Below are 22,762 nucleotides of genomic sequence, written 5' to 3' on the forward strand. Positions count from 1 at the left end.
CATCCACCTATCCTGTGCGGGATGGCCCAACTCCTGCTGCTGACCAACGCCTTGGCGCCAAGCGCCGAGGTGCTGCCAGCACTGGGCCTGCTGAGCCACCATGTTCGCATCCTCCCGGCGGAGCCGACGGCCCTCATCGACGCACCCCCGGCCGAGGCGGTCCTCGTCGACGCGCGTCGTGAGCTCGCGATGGCCCGCTCGCTGTGCCGCGTCATCCGCACGACCGGGTTGTCCGTGCCGCTCTTCGCCGTCCTCACCGAGGGTGGGCTGGCCGGGCTGACGCCGGAGTGGGGCATCGACGACGTCTTCCTCGACACGGCCGGCCCGGCGGAGGTCGAGGCGCGGCTCCGGCTCGCGATCGCCCGCGCCCTCGACGTCGACGGCGAGGAGGACGAGGTCCGCATCACCGCGGGCGCCCTCGTCATCGACGAGGCGACCTACTCCGTGCGGCTGCGCGGGGTGGTGCTCGACCTCACCTACAAGGAGTTCGAGCTGCTCAAGTACCTCGCGCAGCATCCCGGCCGCGTCTTCACGCGCGCGCAGCTGCTGCAGGAGGTCTGGGGCTACGACTACTTCGGCGGCACGCGCACCGTCGACGTGCACGTGCGCCGGCTGCGCGCCAAGCTCGGCTCGGACCACGAGAGCCTCATCGGCACGGTGCGCAACGTCGGCTACCGGTTCGTGCCCGAGGAGGCCGAACCCGAGACGGCGACCTCGTGACGGCGCTGGCGGGCGTGCGACTCGAGACGTCGTCCTCGCTGGACGCCTCCGTGGTCGGCGCGGTGCGCGACGTGGTGGCGCGGGCGGCGGCGGTCGACGGGGTGGAGGCGATCTCGGAGGCGTTCGCCCTCGCGCTCGACTCGCCGCATGCGTCGGTCACCCACACCGTCGCGTATGCCGGTGGGTCGCCTTCCGTGCTCGGGTATGCCGTCCGCGACGATTCCGGGTCGGCGGAGCTCGTCGTGGACCCGGAGTCGCGTCGGCGCGGGGTCGGGCACGCGCTCCTGGATGCGCTGCTCGAGGGTGGCGCGACGGGGGTGTGGGCGCACGGCGACCTGCCCGCGGCTCGGGCGCTGGCGGGGACGGCCGGGCTCGTCCCGACGCGCGAGCTGCACGTCATGTCGCGACGGGTGCAGCCCGGCGACGAGGTGGATCCCGTTCTGCCGCAAGGGTTCGCGGTCCGGACGTTCGAGCCGGGGAGGGACGAACAGGCGTGGCTGGCCGTCAACGCCGCCGCATTTGCGTCGCACCCGGAGCAGGGCTCGATCACGCTCGCGGACCTGCGTGACCGGATGTCGCAGCCGTGGTTCGACGCGGCGGGCTTCTTCCTCGTCGAGGACACGACGGTGACCGGCGACGACGGCCGGCACCCACTCGCCGCCTTCCACTGGACCAAGAGGGAACCCGGATCACACAACGGGCCGGGCCACGCTCGAGACGGCGACGAAGGAGCCGGCACCGCACGGCCGGGCCCCGCTCGAGACGGCGACGAAGGAGCCGGCACGAGTGGGGAGGTGTACGTCGTGGGCGTGCACCCGGCATACCAAGGACGCGGGCTGGCCGGACCGCTCACCGGGCTCGGCACGGCATACCTCGCCCGTCAGGGCGTCGAGACGATCGAGCTCTACGTCGACGGCGACAACACGCGCGCGCTGGCGACCTATCGGCGGGCCGGGTTCGAGGATGCCGCGCTGCACGTCGTCTACGGCAGGGTCACCGGGGCGGGCACCGTCGCGCCGTAGAGTGGCCCGGTCCATCCGAGGGAACCCGCGAGGGAGTGCACGTGTCCGACCATCGGCCCGACGACGCCGAGAGCGACCCGGTCAACGCCGCCGCCTCCCCGGAAGCGACCCCCGAGTCGGATCCGGTCGCCGACCCGGCGTCGGCCGTCCCGGTTCGCGACAACGTCGCCCGCAACAGCGCGATCATGGCGATCGGCACGTTCGGGTCCCGCATCCTCGGCTTCGTCCGGACGGCCATGCTCACCGGCATCGTCGGTGTCAACGCCCTCACCGCCGACTCGTTCAGCGTCGCGAACTCGCTGCCGACCCAGCTCTACGTCCTCATCAACGGCGGCCTGCTGTCCGCCGTGCTCATCCCGCAACTGACCAAGGCGATGCTCCGCAAGGACGGGGGCCAGGACTTCAGCGACCGGCTCATCACCCTGTGCCTGCTCGTCCTCGCAGGCACGACCGTCGCCTCGCTCGCCGCGGCACCATGGATCGTCCGTCTGCTCACGGACAACGAGGACGAGGCCTTCCTGTCGCTGACGACGAAGTTCGCGTTGCTCTGCCTGCCGCAGATCTTCTTCTACGGGCTCTACTCCGTGCTCGGGCAGGTGCTCAACGCGCGCGGCAACTTCTCCGCATACGCGTGGGCGCCCGCCTGGGCCAACGTCATCCAGATCGCGGGGCTCGCCTGGTTCATCGTCGAGTGGGGCCAGCAGACCTCCTTGCAGGACTGGTCCGCGGAGATGATCTGGGTGCTCGCCGGCTCGACGACGCTCGGCATCGTCGTGCAGGGCGTCGGACTGGTCGTGCCGCTCGTGAAGTCGGGCTTTCGCTACCGCCCCCGGTTCGGGTGGCGCGGCCACGGCTTCCGTGACCTCTCGCGGATGGCCATGTGGACGATCGCCGCCCTGCTCATCTCGCAGGCCTACGGCTTCCTCAGCACCTACACGAACAGCTCCGGCGCCGCGCGCGCCGACAACGTGCCCGGCAACTACGCCCAGGCGCTCGCCTACGGCCTCTACATCCTCCCCCACTCGATCATCACGATCTCGCTCATCACCGCGCTCTTTCCGGCGATGTCCCGTGCCCACGAGCAGGGGGACCTGGCCGCGATGCGCCGCCAGGTCGTCAACGGGCTCAAGACTCCGTCGGTGCTGCTCATCCCCGCGACCGCGGCGCTGCTCGCCCTGGGGCGGCCGATCGCGGCGACGCTCTTCCCCGGCTCCGCCTACGACGCGGACCTGGGCATCGACGACGCCGCCGACGTCGGCCTCATCATGGGCATCATGGGGATCGGCCTCGTGCCCTTCGGGATCACGGCGCTCAAGCAGCGCTACTGCTTCGCCCGCGGCGACGGCAAGATGAACTTCTGGACGGTCGTCGTCCTCATGGCCGGCAACGCTCTCGGCTGTGTCGTCGCCCTCCTCTGGTCCGCGCCCGAGTACGTCGTCATGACCGTCGCCGCCGGGGCGAGCATCTCGAACTTCGTCGCCGCTGCGGTCTTCATCGTGATCGCGCGACGCCAGCTCGGCGGTCTCGGTATGAGCAGCGTGGTCCGGTTGTGGGTCCGCCTTGTCCTCGTGTGCGCAATCGGTGGCGTGGCCGCGTGGGGCATCGCGACGTTGGTCGCCGACCCCGGCGACGCCTGGGTCACGCAGGCCCTCGCGGTCGCGGCGGGCCTGCTCGCGCTGGGCCTCGTCTACCTCGCAGGCGCGCGGCTCCTGCGCATCCGCGAGGTCGACGAACTGCTCGCCCCGATCCTGCGCCGCGTCCGCCTCGCCCGCTGAGGACGAGACAGACCGTCCCCAACTCACCGATTGGGTGACTTGGGGACGCCGGGGGTCGGTCAGACCGTCCCGAACTCACCAATTGGGCCGGTTAGGGACGCCGGGGGTCGGTCGGACGGTCCCGAACTCACCAATTGGGTGACTTAGGGACGCCGGGGGACGTCGGAGTCGGCCGGCTCGCCACCGGGGTGGTAGGCCGCCTCGGGGTCGTAGTACCGGTGGAACTTCCGGTCGTAGGACACCCCGGCAGCGAGGATCTTGGCCCACCGCAACGGGTGGCGTTCGGCCTTGTAGTGCAACGGGTTCCGCAGCCCACCGGCCTTGATGACGCGCTGGGTGCGAGTCCACAGGTCGGGGTGGCGCTCGAGTGCCCACTTGACCGTGCGCACCGGCACGACCGAGTACACCGTCTCGGTGTCGGCCTCGACGAGCTCGACGTCCTCCGGCAGGGAGTCGTTGACGTACTCGTCGACGTACCACGTCACCGGGTTGAAGCCGGTGCCCGTGACGTAGTAGTTCGAGCGGCCGAGCCGCGGGTTGAGCTCGAAGAACTTCGTCTTCCCGTCGCGCGGGTCGTACTTGAGGTCGAAGTTGGCGTAGCCGACCCACTTCAGCTCGGCGAGCAACCGCACCGCCTCGTCGACGATCGCGCGGTTCTGCCCGGTGAGGATCGCCGCCGGCACGCCGAGAAGACCGGGCGCGTGCTCCTCGATGAGGGTGCGGCCGTAGGAGGCGAACCGGACGCGAGAGTCCTTGTCGCAGTAGCAGGTCAGGATCCGCATGCCGGTGTCGTCGCCGGGGATCGTGTCCTGGACGAGCAGGGTCTCGCGGTAGCCGGCGCCCTGGATCTTGGCCACGAGCTCGCGCAGCTCGGCCGGCGTTGACACGGAGTGCACCTTGGCCTGCCCCGCGAACTTCACGGCGTTCCACGCCGCGGGCGCGGTCGGCTTGACGATGAGCGGGTAACCGTCGCTGGGGATGTCGGCGGTGTCGATGTCGTATGCCGGGTCGCCGAGGTCGATGAGGAAGGTCTCCGGGGTGGTCACCCCGGCCCGCTCCGCGACCTCGGCGAAGGTGTGCTTGCGGGTCGCGATGGCGAGGGTGGCCGCATCCGGGTACGGGACGGCATACGAGTCATCGAGACGCTCGCGCGCGACGGCGAGCGAGTCGACGAGCGCGTCGGAGGTCGCGAGGACGATCTTCTTCTGCGGCAGCGAGGCGAACGGCTCACCGAGCAGGGTGTTGGCGAGGACGTCGGGGTCGAGACCGTTCTTGACGGGGACGACCTCGAGGATCGCGGAGTTCTCGACGACCCACGACGTCGCGCCGGTGACAACGAGGGAACGCACGCCGTAGGCCTCGTGGAAGGCGCGCACGAGCGAGTAGCCGCCGACGTGGGCGCCGACGATGACGGGCACGAACGGCTGCTCGGCGATGGAGGCATAAGTCTTGGGGGACAACGGGATTCGGGCCTCTCAGCGACGCTTGTAGACGCGGACGACGAGGTCGATGAGTCGACCGGACAGGGGACGGAGGCGCTTGGTGAACTCACCGGCATACTCGCGCCGCTCGGGGTTCCACTGCTTCTTGAACTCCTCGAGCCCCTCGGAGGCGTCGATGCCGCCGAAGTCGAACGTCGTCACGCCCTTGGCCGCCGCATCCTGCATGATCCGCCAGACCATGAGGTAGTTCGGGCGCAGGTTGCGGTAGTCGTCGGACGACGCGGCATACAGGTAGGACCCGCGCGTGCCGCACGTCGCGAAGACGGAGCCGGAGAGGTACTGCCCGTCCGGGTGCTTCGCGTGCGCGGCCTCGTACTCGGCGATGGAGGCCTCGTTCTTGGCGACGCTCTCCTCGAGGCCGGCGACCTGGCGGTCGGCCTTCTCGGAGGGGTACTTCTCGCGCTTGGCCCGGGCCTTCTCGAGCTGCTGGGTGAGGTCGGCGACCTTGGTGCGCGCGGACTCGGCGGCGGCGCCGTGGTCGAGCTTGACGAGCGAGATGACGATGTCGTCGGTGGGCGAGAGCACGTCGTAGAGCGTCGTGAAGTACTCCATGCTGCGGATGCCGAAGCCGTCGCGCTGGCCGGTGACCTTCATGAGCTCGTAGAACGCGGGGATCTTGTCGCGGCCGACCGACTCGTAGACGAGGCCGGACTTCTCACCCTTGCGGATCGACTGGCGGGTGCTCTGCGACAAGCCGGCGAGCAGGCCGTCGAGGTCGGAGATGCCGGTGACCATGCGCAGCGCGGGCTGCGCGAGCGTCTTGGCCGCGTCGTCGCCGGGGTCGGTGCGCTCGAAGCCGCGCGACTCCAGCGCCGGGCGCACGTCGGGGTCGTCGATGCGCACGGCCGGGTCGAGGCGCAGCAGCACGCCTCGGTTCGCCTTGGCGACGCACGTCACCTCGGCGAGGAGGGCGTCGACGCTCTCGCCGTCCGCCCAGTCGACGACGAACCCGCGCGGGCAGTAGGCGAGCGCCATCGGCAGGACCGGCGCGCGACGGAAGAGGATGAGCGCCGCCCCGGTCACCTCGTCGGCGCCGTCCGGTCCGGCACCCTTACGGCCGACGGCGACGGTCTTCCACGTCCAGCCCGTGTGCACCTTCTCGCGGCCCCACGGGGTCGTCTGCATGAGGTGACCGTTCGGGTGGTCCCGTACGAAGTCGTCGTGCTCGCGATCAGTGAGGTCGAGGGCGACGAGTGCCACAAGGCTCCTAGGTGAGGCCGGTCAGGAATCGCCTCGGAGTCTATAGGCCACCGTCGACCGCCTCGGTCCATGTATCATTTGATACATGGACGCTGTGACTGCCCCATCCACGGCCGACCCGGCTGACCTGTGGGAGGTCGTCGCCGACGTCACTTCGTGGCCCGCCGAGCTCGAGACCTTCACCTCGGTCACCCTGTCGGACGACTCCCCCGTGCCGTCCGGAGTGGGAGCGCGGTATGCCGTCCGGCAGCCGGGGCTGGCCGCTGCGGTCTACGAGGTGACCGAGTGGGATCCCGGACACTCCTTCACCTGGGTGGCCCGTGCACCGGGTGTCGTCACGACCGCGACACACTCGGTCACGCCGTCGTCCACCGGGTCGACCCTGACTCTGGGGCTCGGCTGGACCGGGCTGCTGGCACCGATGGTGAGACTGCTGGCCGGAGGCCGCGCCGAGCGCATGGTCAGGTACGAGGCCGACACCCTCGCGCGCCTGGCGGACCACCGTGAGTGAATGACGGGGTGAGCGAACAGCGCGACGCCCTGCTCGCCCGGGTCGTGGACTACTACGCCGAGCACGGCGTCAGGGACACCAGCCTGCGCACCCTCGCGGCCGGGATCGGGACGAGCCAGCGCATGCTGCACCACCACTTCGGCAACCGGGCCGACGTCCTGACCGCGGTCATCGACGCGATCGCTGGCAGTCAGGCCGAGCAGATCCGCGACCTCTTCGCTCGTGAGCAGGACCCCTTCGAAGCGGGACGACGGAACTGGGTCGACACCCTGGCCGGTGCGGAGAAGTTCGGCGCACTGTGGTTCGAGTTGGCGACGCACGCCATGCGAGGTGAGCCTTATGCCGCCGACCTCGGCAGGGTCATGGTCGAGACGCAGCTGCGCGAGTTCACCAGGGTCTACGCGACCCGCACCGAAGCCACCACCGCCGCACACCTTGCCCGACTGACTCTGGCCGTCGGCCAAGGGCTCGTCTTCGACTACCTCATCGACCGGGACCGCGACGCCGCGGACGCCGCCGTCCTGCACTTCACCGAGATGGTGCGTCGCGAGCTTGCAGCTCCCGGCAACCCGTAGTCAGCCCACGGCACCTTCCCGGCTCACTCCTCAGTCGTCCACGGGTCGATGCACTCGACGCCCAGAGGTTCGAAGTGGCGCACGTTGCGCGTCACGACGCTCATCCCCTGCGCCTCGGCCACCGCGGCGATGAGCGCATCATCGAGTGGCGCATGTTCGGGCACGCGATAGGTGGCGAGGACTCTGGCGGCGCCGAGGTCGAACGGAAGGACGCGGCCTGCGAACGCGGGGAGGACCCGCTCTTCGAACCAGCGTCGCAGCACGGCGCCCTGGGTGCGATCCGACCGCTCTCGGGCGACGATCCCCCGCTCGATCTCACTCATCGTCGTCGCCGTGACGAACTGGTCGCGCACCGGGACCTGCCCCGCCCACCGCTCGACCGCCGGGTGACGGCCACGGATGCGCAGGGCCGATACGACGTTGGTGTCGAGCACGTACTCCCGCTGCTCGCGTGGCGTCACAGTTCCGGGGTGCGAGCCGACAGGCCGAGCCGCTCGGGCTCGAACTCGATTTCCGCACCTTCGTCACTGGCGAGGAGGTCCACCAGGGTCGCGGGCTCCTCGTCGAGCGCGGCCGCCAGAATCCTGCGGGCCTCTGCCTCGACGGAGGAGTGCTGCTGCTCGGCCCGCGCCTTGAGGGCCGCCTTGGTCCCCGAGGGCAGGTTCCGGATCAAGATCTGCTCCATGCCGACCACCTCCGATATCGCAACAACGATATCACGCCTGTTCCTGCACGCACCTCTGCTCCCGGGTGATGACGAACTCCGCGACGTCCTCGGTGGGGACCGGCAGGTCGTGGACCTCGCGCAGGTGGTGCACGAAGGACGCGGGCACCGGCCACAGCCCCTCCGGGAGCCAGCCGAGCCGGTCGGCGACCTCGTCGTCACCGAGTCCCGGGAGCGGCCACCGAGTCACGACGCCGTCCCGACCGATCCCCCGCAACATCCAGATCCCGGACTCCTCGGCGACCACCGTGCTCACCGGCGCCGGGTCCGGAAGGCGCGCGGCCGGCATACCGGCGTGCGACCGTCGGCTGCGCCGGCGCGGCGGCACCGGTGGAGGCGGTTCCGGCACACGCACCGGGCGACGGAACCACAGCACGAGGAAGACCGTCTCGAGGACCGCCACCGCCGAGAAGAAGAGCGTGATGCCGGGGCTGTCGGGCAGGTCACCGCGGACGAGATCGCCGACACCGAAGCCGGCGGTGAGGTAGGGGAACGCCCACATCGCTTGGGCGAACCTCGACGGCAGCGCGTCCAGCAGACGGCGGCGCGGGCGCGCCCTCCACTCCTCCAGCCACCGCATGCGGGCGATTCTCCACCGTCCGAGCGAGGGTTACGCTGAATCGGTGCGGAACGAACCGGTCGGGATCCTCGGCGGCATCGGCCCGATGGCCACCGTCTACTTCATGCAGCGCATCATCGCGATGACCGACGCCAGCCGCGACCAGGACCACGTCGACATGCTCGTGTGGAACCACGCGAGCATCCCGGACCGGACGGCATACCTCCTCGGCAGCAGCGACGAGAACCCCGGACCGGTCATGGCGCAGGACGCGCGCGAGCTCGAGCAGGCCGGCGCGCGGTTCATCGCGATCCCGTGCAACACCGCCCGCGCCTTCCTCGACGAGGTCCGCGAGGGCGTCGACATCGAGGTCCTCGACATCGTCGGCGAGACCGTGTCCGCCGCGCAGGCCGCGGTGCCGGGACTGACGACGCTCGGCATCCTCGCGACCGACGGCACGCTGCGCTCGCGGATCTACCACGACACGGCGACCCAGCGCGGGCTCACGCCGGTCGAGCCCGACGACGACGTGCAGAAGGACGTCATGGCGATGATCTACGACGGGGTCAAGGCCGGTATGCCGGTCAGTCGCGACCGCGTCGACGCTGCGGTCGCCCATCTTCGCGCCAAGGGGGCGCAGGCGATCGTGCTCGGGTGCACCGAGCTGTCGGTGCTGCGCACCGATGTCGGGCTGGACGACGCCGACGTGGTGGACTCCCTTGACGCGCTGGCCGCCCGCACCATCGAGCTCGCCGGGGGGCGGCTGCGATGACGCATACAGCACGGGCTGCCCGGCACACCACCAGTCACTCCCGTCCCACCGACCGTTCAATTGGTGACTTTTTCCCGGGGCGGCACGGCGTTCAATGGGTGACTTTTTCTCGCGGAGCGTGCGCGTCTTCTCCTGTTCACCTGACGCTGCCACGATGAGGACATGACGCCTTCGACCAGCGCCACCGCCGCAGCCGAGACGACCGGAGTCGACGAGCAGGACCCCTCCGCCCAGCCCGAGAAGCCGGGCGGGGACGCCGACAAGGTCGTCAAGGAGGTCTCGATCGCGAGCGCGTCGGCGGCCGAGGCACGCGCCGCCCAGCCGCGCGCCGCGAACGGCCGGTTCGTGCGCACGGGTGCGAGCGGCGGCAGCGTCGCGCTCGTCGACGCCGAGGGGCTGCCGGCCGACCGGTTCCTCGACCGCGAGATCTCCTGGCTGCAGTTCAACGAGCGCGTCCTCCAGCTCGCCGCCGACGAGAACGTGCCGCTCCTCGAGCGCGCCCGGTTCCTCGCGATCTTCACCTCGAACCTCGACGAGTTCTTCATGGTGCGCGTCGCCGGCCTCAAGCGGCGCATCGCGACCGGCCTCGCCGTCCGCTCGGCCTCGGGCCTCGAGCCGCGGGAGGTGCTCGAGCAGATCTCGGCCGTGAGCCACGAGCTGCTCGACCTGCAGGCCAAGGTCTACGACGAGCTCGTGCAGCCGGCGCTCGAGGAGGAGGGCATCCAGATCGTCCGCTGGGACGAGCTCTCCGACGACGAGCGCGACCAGCTCGGTGAGCTCTTCACCGAGCGGGTCTTCCCGGTGCTCACCCCGCTCGCCGTGGACCCGGCACACCCGTTCCCCTACATCTCCGGGCTCTCGCTCAACCTCGCCGTGCTGCTGCGCAACCCCAAGACCGAGAAGGAGCACTTCGCCCGGGTCAAGGTCCCGCCGCTGCTGCCACGGCTGCTGCGCGTCGGTGAGAACGACCCCGCCGGTGACGTCTACGACGTGCGGTTCGTGCCGCTCGAGGACGTCATCGCCGCCCACCTCGACCAGCTCTTCCCCGGCATGGAGGTGCACGAGCACTACACCTTCCGCGTCACCCGCAACGAGGACCTCGAGGTCGAGGAGGACGACGCCGAGAACCTCCTCACGGCCCTCGAGAAGGAGCTGACCCGCCGCCGCTTCGGCCCGCCGGTTCGGCTCGAGGTCGATCGCGAGATGGACGACCACGTCATGGACCTGCTCGTGCGCGAGCTCGGCGTCTCGGCCTCCGAGGTCTACCGCCTCCCGGCGCCGCTCGACCTGCGCGGGCTCAACATCATCGCCGACCTCGAACGCTCCGACCTGCACTACCCGGCGTTCGTCGCCCGCACCAACAGCGACCTCGCGCCGACCGAGAGCGCCAAGGCCCGCGACCTCTTCGCGAGCATCCGCAAGCAGGACGTCCTCCTGCACCACCCCTACGACTCGTTCTCGACGTCGGTGCAGGCGTTCATCGAGCAGGCCGCCGCGGACCCGGCCGTCCTCGCGATCAAGCAGACGCTCTACCGCACGAGCGGTGACTCCCCGATCATCGACGCCCTCATCGACGCCGCCGACAGCGGCAAGCAGGTCCTCGCGGTCGTCGAGATCAAGGCCCGCTTCGACGAGCAGAACAACATCTCGTGGGCTCGCAAGCTCGAGCGCGCCGGCGTCCACGTCGTCTACGGCATCGTCGGGCTCAAGACGCACTCCAAGCTCAGCCTCGTCGTGCGCCAGGAGGAGGACGGGCTGCGCCGCTACTGCCACATCGGCACCGGCAACTACAACCCCAAGACGGCGCGCATCTACGAGGACTTCGGCCTCCTCACCGACGACCCGCAGGTCGGCGACGACCTCACCAAGCTCTTCAACCAGCTCTCGGGGGTCGCGCCGCGCAGCAAGTTCAAGCGCCTGCTCGTCGCGCCCCGGTCGGTGCGCACCGGCCTCATCGAGCGCATCGAGGGCCAGATCGAGCGGGAGCAGGCCAAGAAGGGCACCGGCTACATCGGCATCAAGGTCAACTCGATCGTCGACGAGCAGGTCATCGACGCGCTCTACCGCGCCTCGCGCGCCGGGGTGAAGGTCGACCTGTGGGTCCGTGGCATCTGCGCCGTGCGGCCAGGCGTCGAGGGCCTGTCGGAGAACATCACCGTGCACTCGATCCTCGGCCGGTTCCTCGAGCACTCGCGGGTCTTCCTCTTCGGCACCGGCGACGACCTCGAGGCGTGGATCGGCAGCGCGGACATGATGCACCGCAACCTCGACCGCCGTGTCGAGTGCCTCGTTCGGCTCACCGACCCGCGCCACCTCGCCGACCTCTCCGACCTCATGCGCAAGGGCATGAGCGGCGACTACTCGCACTGGTCGCTCTCCGGCGACGGCCGCTGGAGTCGGCACCACCTCGATAGCGAGGGTGAGCCGCTCGCCGACGTGCAGAGCTCACTCATCGAGATGCACGCGAAGCGCCGACGCAAGGCCAGGCGGCGCTGAGCACGCAGGCCCGCGCCCAGGCCATCCCCGCGGCAGGGACGTTGCCGTGGCGGGTGCGCAGGGGTGCGCTCGAGGTCGCGCTCGTCCACCGGCCGAAGTACGACGACTGGTCCTGGCCCAAGGGCAAGCTCGACCCGGGCGAGGACTGGGCCGGAGCCGCCGCGCGAGAGACGTTCGAGGAGACCGGTCTGGAGGTGCGGCTCGGACGACCCCTGCCGGAGGCCCGCTACCTCGTCCTGACGAAGTCGGGCCACCCCGCGGACAAGGTCGTGCGCTACTGGGCGGCCTCGGTCACGGGAGGTGACGGGCGCCTCGAGAACGAGATCGACGCCGTCGAGTGGCTCGAGGTCGGCGAGGCTCACGACCGTCTCGACTACGCGCACGACCGCGTGCAGCTGCGCGCCCTCGTCCGTGCCCACGGTGACGGAGCGCTCGAGACGTGGCCGCTCGTCATCGTCCGGCACGCCAAGGCACTCGCGCGCTCGGACTGGGACGGCGACGACCGCAAGCGCCCGCTCGAGGCGCGCGGCCGCGAACGCGCGGACGCGCTCGTGCCGGTGCTCACGGCATACGGGATCACACGGATCCTCACGTCACCGTCCGCGCGGTGTCTCGACACGATTGGTCCGTATGCCGTGTCCGCGGGCATCGAGCCGCGCGCCAAGCGAGGGTTGTCCGAAGAAGGGCATGACGCGGCGCCGGAGAAGGCCGGCGAGCACGTCGAGCGGCTGCTCGCGCGTGGCGAGCCGGCGGCACTGTGCACGCACGGCCCGGTCATGGCCGCGGTCATGGACGTGCTCTCGCCGCTGCTCGAGCTGACCGGCGAGGGTGCCGTCGAGATGCTGGAGCGGTTCGTCGAGGCCCGCGACGAGAACCTCGCCAAGGGTGAGGCCCTCGTGTGCCACGTCGCCGGCACGGGCGAGGACGCGCGCATCGTCGCTGTTGAGCGTCACCTGCCGTGACCTGACTGTTACTTGAACTTCGCGTCAGCCAATGGCCGAGCAGCGTTCACGCCGCGTTCACCCCGCACGGGCCGACCGGTCACCGGCTCTCCTTACCTTCGATGACGTCGGGCGCCGATGCTCGGCTCCGAAACGTCGGGCGCCGATGCTCGGCACCGATCCCCTGCTCTTCTTCGAGAGGTTCTGCACAGTGAAGATTCAGCGTCTCGGCGCGATGGCGTCCCTCGCCCTCGTCGGCTCGATTGCCCTGGCCGGCTGCGGCTCCGACAACACCAGCGACACGACGGACAGCGGCTCCGGCGACAACGCCTCCAGCGCGTCGGCCGACTGCTTCGAGGGCACTCTGAACGCCGAGGGTTCCTCCGCCCAGAAGAACGCCTTCGAGGAGGTCGCCGCCGGCTACAAGGCCAAGTGCAGCGGCGCCCAGGTCAACTACAACCCGTCGGGCTCCGGTGCGGGCATCAAGCAGTTCATCGCCGGTCAGGTCGACTTCGCCGGTTCCGACTCCGCGCTCAAGACCGAGCCCAAGGACGGCGTCGTCGAGGCCGAGGCCGCGGCGAAGGCCTGTGGCTCCCCCGCGTGGAACCTCCCCATGGTGACCGGCCCCATCGCCATCGCCTACAACCTCGAGGGCGTCGACAAGCTCGTCCTCACGCCCGCCGTGGCCGCCGACATCTTCTCCGGCAAGATCACGACGTGGAACGACCCGAAGATCGCAGCGATCAACGAGGGCGTCGAGCTCCCGGCCACGCCGATCAAGCCGTTCTTCCGCTCGGACGAGTCGGGTACGACGGAGAACTTCACCAAGTACCTCAAGGCCGCTGCCCCGGAGAACTGGGCCGGCGAGCCGGCGAAGTCGTGGACCGGCAAGGGTGAGGGCAAGGCCAAGTCGGCCGGTGTCGCCGAGGGCGTCAAGTCCACCCCGGGTGGCATCACCTACGTCGAGTGGAGCTACGCCAAGGACAACGACCTCGGCGTCGCCCAGGTCGACAACGGCGCGGGCGCCGTCGAGCTGAACTCGGAGTCGGTCGGCAAGGCGGTCGCCACCGCTGAGCAGACCGGCACGGGCAACGACCTCGCCCTCAAGCTCGACTACGCGACGAAGGAGCCGGGTGCCTACCCGATCAACCTCGTCACCTACGAGATCGTGTGCTCGAAGGGCAAGGACGCCGAGAAGCAGAAGAACATCAAGGCCTTCCTCAAGTACTTCGCCTCCGAGGAGGCCCAGAAGACCATCGAGGAGATCGGCTACGCGCCGCTCCCGGCCGAGGTCGAGAAGAAGGTCCAGACCGCCATCGACGCGATCTCCTGATCGCGTCAGGGTTGACCGGACACGTTGACCACACGGTTGACTGAGGGGGTGGGGCCGCTCCGGCCCCACCCCCTCTCCCCGTGTCACGGGCCCTGCACGACGCGTCAGACCAGCACCGCCCGCTCCACCTTCACGACCCGCACTGCCGGCACCACCTGAGAGGAACGCCCTCCGTGTCATCGATCACCGGGCACAGCGTCACCGACGAGCTGCCCCACGACGACGGTCGCCCGCCGCTCGACGCCGACAAGGCCGGGACCGGTCGCCTCGGCGACCGCATCTTCGGCGGTCTCGCCACCGGGTCCGGCATCTTCGTCATCGCGCTCGTCACCCTCGTGGGCGTCTTCCTCATCGCCCAGGCTGTGCCGTCGCTGCTCAACAACAACGCGAACTTCCTCACCTCGCGCGAGTGGGTGCCGAGCGGTACCGATCCCCGCTTCGGCATCGTCGACCTGCTCTGGGCGACCGTCGTCACCTCGATCATCGCCATGCTCATCGCCGTGCCGCTCGGGGTGTCGGTCGCGCTGTTCATCACGCAGTACGCCCCCTCGTGGCTGAGCAGGCCCGCGGCGGCCCTCGTCGACCTGCTCGCGGCCGTGCCCTCGATCGTCTACGGCTTCTGGGGCCTGAAAGTCGCTGGTGACTACTTCCAGCCGGTCGCGAAGTTCACCGACACCGTCCTCGGGTGGCTCCCGTTCTTCGAATGGGGTGGTCGTCCCAGCGCGAAGAGCACCTTGGCGTTCGCCGGAATCATCCTCGCCATCATGATCCTCCCCATCGTCACGGCCATCTCGCGTGAGGTCTTCAGCCAGGTGCCCACGGCGCACAAGGAGGGCGCCCTCGCGCTCGGCGCCACGAAGTGGGAGATGATCCGGACCGCGGTCCTGCCGTTCGGCAAGCCGGGGGTCATCTCGGCGGCGATGCTCGGCCTCGGTCGCGCCCTGGGTGAGACCCTCGCGGTCACCCTCCTGCTGTCGGCACTCAACCCGAGCGCTCCGTTCTCGTTCTCGATCTTCGGTGGTGGCGAGACCTTCGCGTCCCGGATCGCCAACGACGCCGGTGAGTTCGACTCGCCGCAGAAGACCGGCGCCTACATCGCTGCCGGACTCGTCCTCTTCATCCTCACCTTCATCGTCAACGCGGCGGCCCGGGTCGTCATCGAGCGCCGGAAGGCCTTCACCGAATGAGCACCCTCACCACGGTCGACGACGCGACCGCACCCCAGACACGTGTTGACGGCAGCTTCGGCGGCAAGTCCAGCGGCCGGGCGTTCAAGGACCAGCTCGCGCGGGTCGTCATGTGGACGGCGTTCTTCGTCGCCCTCATCCCCCTCGTCTGGATCCTGGCGGCCACCTTCGTCAAGGGCGGCCGAATGCTGCTCGACATCGACTGGTGGACCGTATCCCAGTCCGGCATCACCGCACGCCGCGAGGGCGGCGGCGCCGTCCACGCCATCCAGGGCACGCTCATCCAGGCCGGGGTCACGGCCCTCATCTCGGTGCCGATCGGCGTCCTCACCGCGGTCTACCTCGTCGAGTACGGTCGCGGCCGTCTCGCCAAGGCCGTCTCCTTCATGGTCGACATCCTCACCGGCATCCCGTCCATCGTCGCCGGCCTCTTCATCTACGCGCTGTGGGTCACGACGTTCAACTTCCAGCGGGTCGGCTTCGCCGTCTGCCTCGCCCTGACCATGCTCATGATCCCGACGGTCGTCCGGTCCACCGAGGAGATGCTCAAGCTCGTCCCCAACGAGCTGCGCGAGGCGTCCTACGCCCTCGGCGTGCCGAAGTGGAAGACGATCATGAAGGTCGTCGTCCCCACCGCCTTCTCCGGCATCGTCACCGGCATCCTGCTCGGCTTGGCCCGGGTCATGGGTGAGACCGCGCCACTCATCATCCTCGGGCCCTACACCCCGGTCATCGCGACGAACCTCTTCGACGGCCTCATGCCCACGCTGCCGACGATGATCTACCAGAACTACCCCGAAAGTCTGCAACCGTCTGTCGACCGGACCTGGGGTGCGGCGCTCACCCTGATCCTGATCATCTTCATCCTCAACCTCCTCGGCCGGTTCATCGGCCGCTTCAGCAAGGTGCGCAGCTGACGCGCGGCGCGCGAACGGCATACCGAACCCCTTAGAGAGAGAACAGAACCCAGCTCATGGCCAAGCGCATTGACGTCAAGGACCTCGACATCTACTACGGCGACTTCAAGGCCGTCGAGGGTGTCTCCCTCACGGTCGAGCCGCGATCGGTGACGGCCTTCATCGGCCCGTCCGGCTGCGGCAAGTCGACCGTGCTCCGCACCCTCAACCGCATGCACGAGGTCATCCCCGGCGGGCGCGTCGACGGCACGATCTCGCTCGACGACCAGGACCTCTACGCCTCGTCGATGGACCCGGTGGCCGTGCGCCGCACCGTCGGCATGGTGTTCCAGCGGCCGAACCCGTTCCCGACGATGTCCATCCGCGACAACGTCGCCGCCGGCCTCAAGCTCAACGGCGTGAAGAACAAGAAGCAGCTCGACGAGGTCGTCGAGAAGTCGCTCAAGGGCGCCAACCTCTGGAACGAGGTCAAGGACCGTCTCGACAAGCCCGGCGCCGGCCTCTCCGGTGGCCAGCAGCAGCGGCTCTGCATCGCCCGTGCCATCGCCGTCGACCCGCAGGTGCTGCTCATGGACGAGCCGTGCTCGGCGCTCGACCCGATCTCGACGCTCGCCATCGAGGACCTCATCAACGAGCTCAAGAGCAAGTACACCGTCGTCATCGTCACGCACAACATGCAGCAGGCGGCGCGGGTGAGCGACCAGACGGCGTTCTTCAACCTCAAGGCGACGGGCCAGCCGGGCCGTCTCGTCGAGGTCGACGACACGCAGAAGATCTTCTCCAACCCGACCGAGCAGGCCACCGAGGACTACATCTCGGGCCGCTTCGGGTGACCCGCGTTCCCCCGGGCGGCCTGGCAGGGACCGGCCCGGGGGGACGCGTCCGAGGGCGCGCTGTGCCGAAGGGGGGCACAGCGCGCCCTCTCTTGTGCCTCGGTGCTCGACTCGTCCCTCGGTGCGTCAGTCGTCACTGGTCCTTTCCTGCGTCACTCGCCCCTTGGCGCGTGACTCGTCCCTCCATATGGGGACGACTCACCACGCAAGGGACAGCTCGTGCGGGGCAGGGCAGCCGGCGACCAGCAACCAGGGTCAGCCAGACTCAGCCAGGGCCAGCCAGCCGCGAGGGCTCAGAGGCCGACGGCGACCTTGAGGACGAGGAACACCAGCGCCGCCACCAGCCCCGCCCCGGGGAAGGTGAAGATCCACGCCCCGACGATGTTCTTGGCCACGCCCCACCGGACCGCCTTGAGCGACTTCGTCGAGCCGACGCCCATGATCGCCGAGGTGATGGCGTGCGTCGTCGAGATCGGGGCACCCGTCGCCGTCGCGGCATACAGCACCGCGGCCGCCGTCGTCTCCGCGGCGAAACCCTGCGGCGGGTCGAGGTGGATGATGCGGCGGCCGAGCGTACGCATGATCCGCCACCCACCGGCATACGTGCCGAGCGAGATGACCACCGCGGACATGACGAGCACCCACAACGGGATCGCCGCGCTGCCCTCCGAGTGGAAGCCGCCCACGGTCAGCGCGAGCACGACGACACCGGCGGTCTTCGCGGCGTCCTGCATGCCGTGCCCGAACGCCATCGCCGCGGCCGACACCGTCTGCGCGTAGCGGAAGCCGCGGTTGACCCGCCCCGGGTGCCCGCGCCGGAAGAGCCACAGGATCGCCGTCATGACGAGGTAGCCCACGACGAGCCCGACGATCGGCGAGGCGATCATCGGCAGGATGACCTTCTCGAAGACCTTGCCCCAGTGCACGACCGACGAGGCCGCGAGCGCCGCACCGCCGAGCCCGCCGATGAGGGCGTGAGAGGACGAGGACGGCAGTCCGAACCACCACGTGAGCATGTTCCACGAGATGGCTCCGACGAGGCCAGCTGCGCAGATCGTCAGGCCGACCGTGCCCGCGGGGGCGTCGATGATGCCGCTGCCGATCGTCGCGGCGACCTTGGTGCCGAAGAACGCGCCGAAGAGGTTGGCGACGGCCGCCATGGCGAGCGCGATGCGCGGCGTGAGGGCGCGCGTCGACACCGAGGTCGCGATCGCGTTGGCCGCGTCGTGGAATCCGTTGGTGTAGTTGAAGCCCATCGCCAGGGCGACGACAAGGGCAACCGGGATCCAGCTGTCCACGTGGGTCAGGACTCCTTGACGGCGATGCCCTCGACCTTGTGGGCCACGGTCTCGAAAGCGTCGGCGGCGGCTTCGAGCTCGTCGATGAGCTCCTTGTGCTTCATGACCGAGATCGGGTCGGCGCCCTCGGCGTTGAAGAGCTCGGCGAGCATGCGGCGGTAGGCCTTGTCGGCGGAGTTCTCGAGCCGGTTGATTTCGATCCAGTACTCGCTGAGGTCCTTCATCGAGCGCAGGCGGGGCATGGCCTCGACGGTGAGGTCGGCCATGCGCGAGAGGATCTCGACCTGCTTGGTGACACCCTGCGGGAGGTCGTCGATGCGGTAGAGCGCGACGAGGTCGGCGGCCGCCTCCATGTGGTCGACACAGTCGTCGAGCGCACTCGCGAGACCGTGGATGTCCTCACGGTCGAAGGGCGTGATGAACGAGGAGTTCACCTTGCGCAGCAGCTCGTGGGTCGCCTCGTCGGCGGAGGTCTCCACCTCGCTGAGGCGCTTGGCGATGAGCTCGCGCTCCTCCTGGCTCGTGGCGCCAAGGATCGCCGTGAGCTCCGCAGCTCCCTCGACGAGGTGCTTCGCGGACTGGGAGAACAGGTCGTAGAACCCGGTGTCCTTGGGGGTCAGGCTGAAGCCCACGGGAGCTGCTCCGAACGGCTCGAGATCAACTGTCGCGGACAAGGCTACGGCCTCCGGGCCAGATCCTCGTCATCGGTGGTTCACCCGATGTTTGCCGAGCTGTGTGAGTGGTACCGGACCGGGAGCGCCTCACGGCGCGTGGCCGCTCGTAGCGGCTGATTTTGGGACCCGGGGCTGCCGCGGTCCGGCACCACCGAAAGAGCCTAACGCGTGGTTGGGCGCGATGTGTTCCCGTCTCGTCGCGGTGGGTTGCGCAGGCTTCCGTATGCCGGCCGCGCGCCGTATGCCGTGCGCGCGCCTCGCGGGCGTGCCCTCGCTCCCGTCCCCAACCGTCCAATTGGGTGAGTTCGGGACACACCCCGCGCGCCTGGGTGTGGGAGTGCGGCTGTCCCTAACCGTCCAATTGGGTGAGTTCGGGACACACCCGTCCAATTGGGTGAGTTTTTCACGCGCCGGGCTCACTGGTCCCGTCCCGGTCCGTCCAATTGGGTGAGTTTTTCACGCAGGGGTCAGTCGAGCTCGCCGGCGCGCCAGAGGTGGGCGCTGGCGACGAGGTCCTCCCCCGTGCGCTGCATCGCCGCCCCGGACGAGGTGAGCGCACCCGCCGTCGCCGGGTCGGCGGCGGCGTCACGGTCGTGCGCCAGGTCGGCCCGTCCGGCGGCGATGACGGCGGCGAACGCGGCCGCCCGCTCGAGCGCCACGGCGAGGTCGCCGGCGAAGACCCCGGTGAGGATCTCGTCGGCCAGCGCCCGCACCTCGTCCGGCCCGGGCGGCTCGGCGACCCCCGCCACTGCGTGGGCGACGTCGGTGAACCGGATGCCTGCGGCGTACTGCCGGCTCGCCTCGACGGGCTGGCGGCGCACCCACTCACGCAAGGCATAGAGCCGCCACAGCGCGCCGGGCAGGCTGCGCGCGGGCCGCGACGCCCACAGGTCCGCGACGGTCGAGAGGCCGAGCTCGTCGACGAGCGCGACGAGCCTGGCGGTGACCTCGGGGTCGGCGACGGCCCGGCCGGTACCGACGAGCACGGCCGCCGTCTGGTGCGCGATCTCGGTGACCTCCGCCGGCCCGGGCAGGGTGCCGCCGTGGGCCTCGAGCTCGTCCGGCCCGAAGTGCACCGGGCGTCGGGGGACCTGGCGACCGTGATCTGTCACGCTGCCAGTCTCGCACCTGCGCCGGGCCCGCATAGCGTGGGCGCCATGACTGCGACAGGCGAGCACACGGCATACGAGACCCTGCTCTGGGAGGTCTCCGACGACGACATCCTCACCCTCACCCTGAACCGGCCGGACGCCCTCAACGCGTTCACGGTGACGATGGCGCGCGAGCTCGAGCACGCGTTCCGGCGCGTCAACGACGACGACTCGGTCGCGGCGGTCGTCGTGACGGGGTCGGGTCGGGCGTTCTGCGCGGGGATGGACCTCTCGCGCGAGGGCAACGTCTTCGGGCTCGACGAGTCGCTGTCGCCGACCCCGGAGGACATGAGGGAACGGCTCGACGACCCGGAGATCGCTGACGGCGTGCGCGACACCGGCGGCAAGGTGGCGCTCGCGATCTTCGACTGCACCAAGCCGGTCATCGCCGCCATCAACGGGCCCGCCGTCGGGATCGGCGCGACGATGACGCTGCCGATGGACGTGCGACTCGCGTCGTCGTCGGCGCGCGTGGGGTTCGTCTTCGGGCGGCTCGGCATCGTGCCCGAGGCGTGCTCGTCGTGGTTCCTGCCGCGGATTGTCGGGGTGCCGCGGGCGTTGGAGTGGACGCTGTCGGCGGACATCATGGCGCCGGAGGAGCTGCTGACGGCCGGGTTCGTGCGCGAGGTCGTCGAGCCGGAGGCGCTGCTCGAGACGGCCTACGCGCTGGCCCGCCGCTTCACCGCCGGTCGCTCGCGCGTCGGCACGGCGCTCGTGCGCCGGATGATGTGGCGCAACGCCGCGCTCCCCCACCCGCTCGAGGCGCACCGCGACGACTCGCTCGCGATGTGGTGGACGAGCGTGCACGACGGCAAGGAGGGCGTCGCGGCGTTCCTGGAGAAGCGGCCCGCCGAGTTCACGTCGTCGGCGTCGACGGACCTGCCGCCCTGGGTGTGAGCGGGGGCCGGAGCGGGCACAGTGAAGACATGGACCTCAACCGCTTCGTCGAGGCGCAGGACGCCCGCGGCACGTACGCGACAGCGCTCGCCGAGCTGCGTCGCGGTCGCAAGGCGAGCCACTGGATGTGGTTCGTCTTCCCGCAGGTCGCCGGGCTGGGTCGCAGTGACATGGCGCAGCGGTATGCCGTGTCCGACCTTGACGAGGCGCGCGCCTATCTCGCCGATCCCGTTCTCGGACAACGGCTTCGGGAGTCGTGCGAGACGCTGCTCGAGCTGACCGGCTCTGACCCCGTCGAGGTCTTCGGGACGACCGACGCGATGAAGCTGCGCTCGTCGATGACGCTGTTCGCCCGGGCCGCCGAGGCCGACCTCGACCGCGAGCTGTTCACCGGCGTCCTCGCGAAGTACTTCGACGGTCGCGAGGACGAGGCGACCCTCGAGCGGATCTGACGCGGACGGCATACACGACGCACGGCATACGGACACCCCCTAGGGTCGGCCCATGGACTGGCTGACGACGTGGTGGCAGGACGAGGTCGTCACGGGCCACAAGGGGCCGTTGCTGCTCGCGTTCGTCGCGTTCGTCGTGACCTTCGTGTCGACGCGAACGATCACACGGCTCATCCGGGCCGGGCGCGGACCGTTCCACAACGTCAGCAGCGGCGGGGTGCACCTGCACCACTCGACGCCGGGGATCGTGCTGCTCGTGACGGGCGCGTTCTGCGCGGTCGGGGCCGATGGGCGTGCGCCGCTCGACTACCTGGCGGCGGTGCTCATCGGCGTCGGGGCCTCGCTCGTGCTCGACGAGTTCGCGATGATCTTCCACCTGCAGGACGTCTACTGGACCCAGGAGGGGCAGCTCTCCGTCAACGTGGTCACCCTGTCGGCGGCGCTCGTCGGGCTCGCGGTCGTCGGGGTGTCGCCCGCTGATGTGCCGGGGCTGTCGGACCGGGCGACGGCGGTGCGCGGCGGGGTCACGGCACTGCTGCTCGTGCACGTCGCGTGCCTCGTCGTGACGGCACTCAAGGGGAAGTATCCGACGGCGCTCGTCGCGATCTTCCTCGCGCCGTTGTCCGCGTATGCCGCGGTGCGGCTCGCGCGCCCGACGTCACCGTGGGCGCGACGCTTCTACTCACCGACTCGGCGGGAGAAGGCGGCGGCTCGGGCCGAGGCGTTCGACCGGCGGTGGGGTCCGGTGCGGACGCGCTGGGACGACCTCATCGGGGGTGCCCCCTCCCAGCCGGACCCCGGGACTCCGGGCAGGTCCTGACCGGGCGTCAGCCTTTGCGCCGCTTGGCTTCCTCGCCGGACTTCTGCAGGGCGTCGGGCGTGACGCGGTCGACGATGTCGGCCCAGGTGTCGTGCTTCTTGACGTACTTCGCGACGTAGGGGCAGACCGGCACGATGCGCTGGCCGTCCTCGCGGGTGGCGTCGAGGGCCTGCTGGACGAGGGTGCCGGCGAGGCCGCGGCCACCGAAGGCGTCGTCGATCTCGGTGTGGAAGAACACCCGCTGGTCGCCGTCGTCGAAGAACTCGGTGAAGCCGGCGAGGTCACCATCGACGGTGACGTCGTAGCGGCCCTGGTCGTCGTTGCGGGTGACGGTGACGACGCCGGAGTCCGGGCTGGACGCGTCGGGGGTCTGGCTCATGGTGGTCTCCTCGTCGATGGACCT

General features: G+C 69.9%; 24 protein-coding genes. 15 read left to right on the forward strand and 9 right to left on the reverse strand.

Annotated features, from left to right (window positions below):
- Positions 1–21 precede the first annotated feature (21 nt).
- The 3 genes from BCF74_RS09755 to murJ are packed head-to-tail and all read left to right on the forward strand — an operon-like array spanning position 22 to position 3,517.
- Positions 22–720 carry a response regulator transcription factor gene (locus BCF74_RS09755; protein ID WP_106297767.1) on the forward strand — a complete coding sequence of 233 codons (699 nt, stop codon included), beginning with the start codon at positions 22–24 and terminating at the stop codon, positions 718–720.
- On the forward strand, positions 717–1,742 hold the full coding sequence (mshD, locus tag BCF74_RS09760; RefSeq protein WP_106297768.1) for a mycothiol synthase: 1,026 nt from the start codon (positions 717–719) through the stop codon (positions 1,740–1,742). Before BCF74_RS09755 ends, mshD begins: the two co-directional genes overlap by 4 nt.
- A 41-nt stretch (positions 1,743–1,783) precedes the next feature.
- Positions 1,784–3,517: a murein biosynthesis integral membrane protein MurJ gene (murJ, locus tag BCF74_RS09765; RefSeq protein ID WP_106297769.1), complete on the forward strand. Its 1,734-nt coding sequence runs from the start codon at positions 1,784–1,786 to the stop codon at positions 3,515–3,517.
- 143 nt (positions 3,518–3,660) lie between these two features.
- On the opposite strand, the gene BCF74_RS09770 is transcribed toward murJ, so the two are convergent.
- Positions 3,661–4,977 (reverse strand): carboxylate--amine ligase, encoded by a 1,317-nt coding sequence (locus BCF74_RS09770; protein WP_106297770.1) that lies wholly within the window; start codon positions 4,975–4,977, stop codon positions 3,661–3,663.
- 15 nt (positions 4,978–4,992) lie between these two features.
- On the reverse strand, positions 4,993–6,219 hold the full coding sequence (locus BCF74_RS09775) for a lipid II:glycine glycyltransferase FemX (protein ID WP_106297771.1): 1,227 nt from the start codon (positions 6,217–6,219) through the stop codon (positions 4,993–4,995).
- Between the two features lie 85 nt (positions 6,220–6,304).
- Between BCF74_RS09775 and BCF74_RS09780 the strand changes: the two genes are divergently transcribed.
- On the forward strand, positions 6,305–6,730 hold the full coding sequence (locus BCF74_RS09780; protein WP_106297772.1) for an SRPBCC family protein: 426 nt from the start codon (positions 6,305–6,307) through the stop codon (positions 6,728–6,730).
- An 8-nt stretch (positions 6,731–6,738) separates the two neighbouring features.
- Complete coding sequence (locus BCF74_RS09785; protein WP_170070205.1) at positions 6,739–7,305, forward strand: TetR/AcrR family transcriptional regulator; 567 nt, start codon at positions 6,739–6,741, stop codon at positions 7,303–7,305.
- Positions 7,306–7,328: 23 nt separating this feature from the next.
- Here BCF74_RS09785 and BCF74_RS09790 read toward each other — a convergent pair whose 3' ends face one another.
- Genes BCF74_RS09790 through BCF74_RS09800 form a run of 3 tightly spaced genes read right to left on the reverse strand, consistent with a single transcriptional unit; the run spans position 7,329 to position 8,609 of the window.
- A complete protein-coding gene (locus tag BCF74_RS09790) occupies positions 7,329–7,766 on the reverse strand; it encodes a type II toxin-antitoxin system VapC family toxin (RefSeq protein ID WP_106297774.1) in 438 nt (145 codons plus the stop codon).
- Positions 7,763–7,990, reverse strand: a complete 228-nt coding sequence (locus BCF74_RS09795) for a FitA-like ribbon-helix-helix domain-containing protein (protein ID WP_106297775.1) — start codon at positions 7,988–7,990, stop codon at positions 7,763–7,765. The genes BCF74_RS09790 and BCF74_RS09795 overlap by 4 nt, the downstream gene beginning before the upstream one ends.
- Before the next feature lie 31 nt (positions 7,991–8,021).
- Positions 8,022–8,609 carry a hypothetical protein gene (locus BCF74_RS09800; protein WP_106297776.1) on the reverse strand — a complete coding sequence of 196 codons (588 nt, stop codon included), beginning with the start codon at positions 8,607–8,609 and terminating at the stop codon, positions 8,022–8,024.
- Between the two features lie 43 nt (positions 8,610–8,652).
- Here BCF74_RS09800 and cuyB point away from each other — a divergent pair, with 43 nt between their 5' ends.
- From cuyB to pstB, 7 genes are all read left to right on the forward strand, one after another.
- Complete coding sequence (gene cuyB, locus BCF74_RS09805; protein WP_106297777.1) at positions 8,653–9,360, forward strand: cysteate racemase; 708 nt, start codon at positions 8,653–8,655, stop codon at positions 9,358–9,360.
- A gap of 162 nt (positions 9,361–9,522) precedes the next feature.
- Complete coding sequence (locus BCF74_RS09810) at positions 9,523–11,856, forward strand: RNA degradosome polyphosphate kinase (RefSeq protein ID WP_106297778.1); 2,334 nt, start codon at positions 9,523–9,525, stop codon at positions 11,854–11,856.
- Between the two features lie 53 nt (positions 11,857–11,909).
- Entirely contained in the window at positions 11,910–12,818 is a 909-nt protein-coding gene (locus BCF74_RS09815; protein WP_106297779.1) for an NUDIX hydrolase, read from the forward strand.
- A gap of 190 nt (positions 12,819–13,008) precedes the next feature.
- Complete coding sequence (gene pstS / locus BCF74_RS09820) at positions 13,009–14,130, forward strand: phosphate ABC transporter substrate-binding protein PstS (RefSeq protein ID WP_106297803.1); 1,122 nt, start codon at positions 13,009–13,011, stop codon at positions 14,128–14,130.
- 173 nt (positions 14,131–14,303) lie between these two features.
- Complete coding sequence (pstC, locus tag BCF74_RS09825; protein ID WP_106297780.1) at positions 14,304–15,317, forward strand: phosphate ABC transporter permease subunit PstC; 1,014 nt, start codon at positions 14,304–14,306, stop codon at positions 15,315–15,317.
- Complete coding sequence (pstA, locus tag BCF74_RS09830; RefSeq protein WP_106297781.1) at positions 15,314–16,234, forward strand: phosphate ABC transporter permease PstA; 921 nt, start codon at positions 15,314–15,316, stop codon at positions 16,232–16,234. The genes pstC and pstA overlap by 4 nt, the downstream gene beginning before the upstream one ends.
- Positions 16,235–16,290: 56 nt before the next feature.
- Positions 16,291–17,067: a phosphate ABC transporter ATP-binding protein PstB gene (gene pstB / locus BCF74_RS09835; protein WP_106297782.1), complete on the forward strand. Its 777-nt coding sequence runs from the start codon at positions 16,291–16,293 to the stop codon at positions 17,065–17,067.
- A 293-nt stretch (positions 17,068–17,360) separates the two neighbouring features.
- On the opposite strand, the gene BCF74_RS09840 is transcribed toward pstB, so the two are convergent.
- The 3 genes from BCF74_RS09840 to BCF74_RS09850 form a co-directional block, all read right to left on the reverse strand.
- Entirely contained in the window at positions 17,361–18,365 is a 1,005-nt protein-coding gene (locus tag BCF74_RS09840; RefSeq protein WP_177426647.1) for an inorganic phosphate transporter, read from the reverse strand.
- A 5-nt stretch (positions 18,366–18,370) separates the two neighbouring features.
- Positions 18,371–18,997 (reverse strand): DUF47 domain-containing protein, encoded by a 627-nt coding sequence (locus BCF74_RS09845; RefSeq protein ID WP_106297783.1) that lies wholly within the window; start codon positions 18,995–18,997, stop codon positions 18,371–18,373.
- 509 nt (positions 18,998–19,506) lie between these two features.
- Complete coding sequence (locus BCF74_RS09850) at positions 19,507–20,151, reverse strand: hypothetical protein (RefSeq protein ID WP_106297784.1); 645 nt, start codon at positions 20,149–20,151, stop codon at positions 19,507–19,509.
- A gap of 45 nt (positions 20,152–20,196) precedes the next feature.
- Between BCF74_RS09850 and BCF74_RS09855 the strand changes: the two genes are divergently transcribed.
- The 3 genes from BCF74_RS09855 to BCF74_RS09865 are packed head-to-tail and all read left to right on the forward strand — an operon-like array spanning position 20,197 to position 22,359.
- Positions 20,197–21,087 (forward strand): crotonase/enoyl-CoA hydratase family protein, encoded by an 891-nt coding sequence (locus tag BCF74_RS09855; protein ID WP_106297785.1) that lies wholly within the window; start codon positions 20,197–20,199, stop codon positions 21,085–21,087.
- 29 nt (positions 21,088–21,116) lie between these two features.
- On the forward strand, positions 21,117–21,539 hold the full coding sequence (locus tag BCF74_RS09860; RefSeq protein ID WP_106297786.1) for a DUF1810 domain-containing protein: 423 nt from the start codon (positions 21,117–21,119) through the stop codon (positions 21,537–21,539).
- A 52-nt stretch (positions 21,540–21,591) separates the two neighbouring features.
- Positions 21,592–22,359 carry a hypothetical protein gene (locus tag BCF74_RS09865; RefSeq protein ID WP_106297787.1) on the forward strand — a complete coding sequence of 256 codons (768 nt, stop codon included), beginning with the start codon at positions 21,592–21,594 and terminating at the stop codon, positions 22,357–22,359.
- A 7-nt stretch (positions 22,360–22,366) separates the two neighbouring features.
- Here the strand turns inward: BCF74_RS09865 and BCF74_RS09870 are convergent, their stop codons facing one another.
- Positions 22,367–22,738 carry a GNAT family N-acetyltransferase gene (locus BCF74_RS09870; RefSeq protein WP_106297788.1) on the reverse strand — a complete coding sequence of 124 codons (372 nt, stop codon included), beginning with the start codon at positions 22,736–22,738 and terminating at the stop codon, positions 22,367–22,369.
- Between the last annotated feature and the right edge of the window lie 24 nt (positions 22,739–22,762).

Origin of the sequence: Knoellia remsis, assembly GCF_003002895.1 — a bacterium.
Classification (GTDB): Bacteria; Actinomycetota; Actinomycetes; order Actinomycetales; family Dermatophilaceae; genus Knoellia; species Knoellia remsis.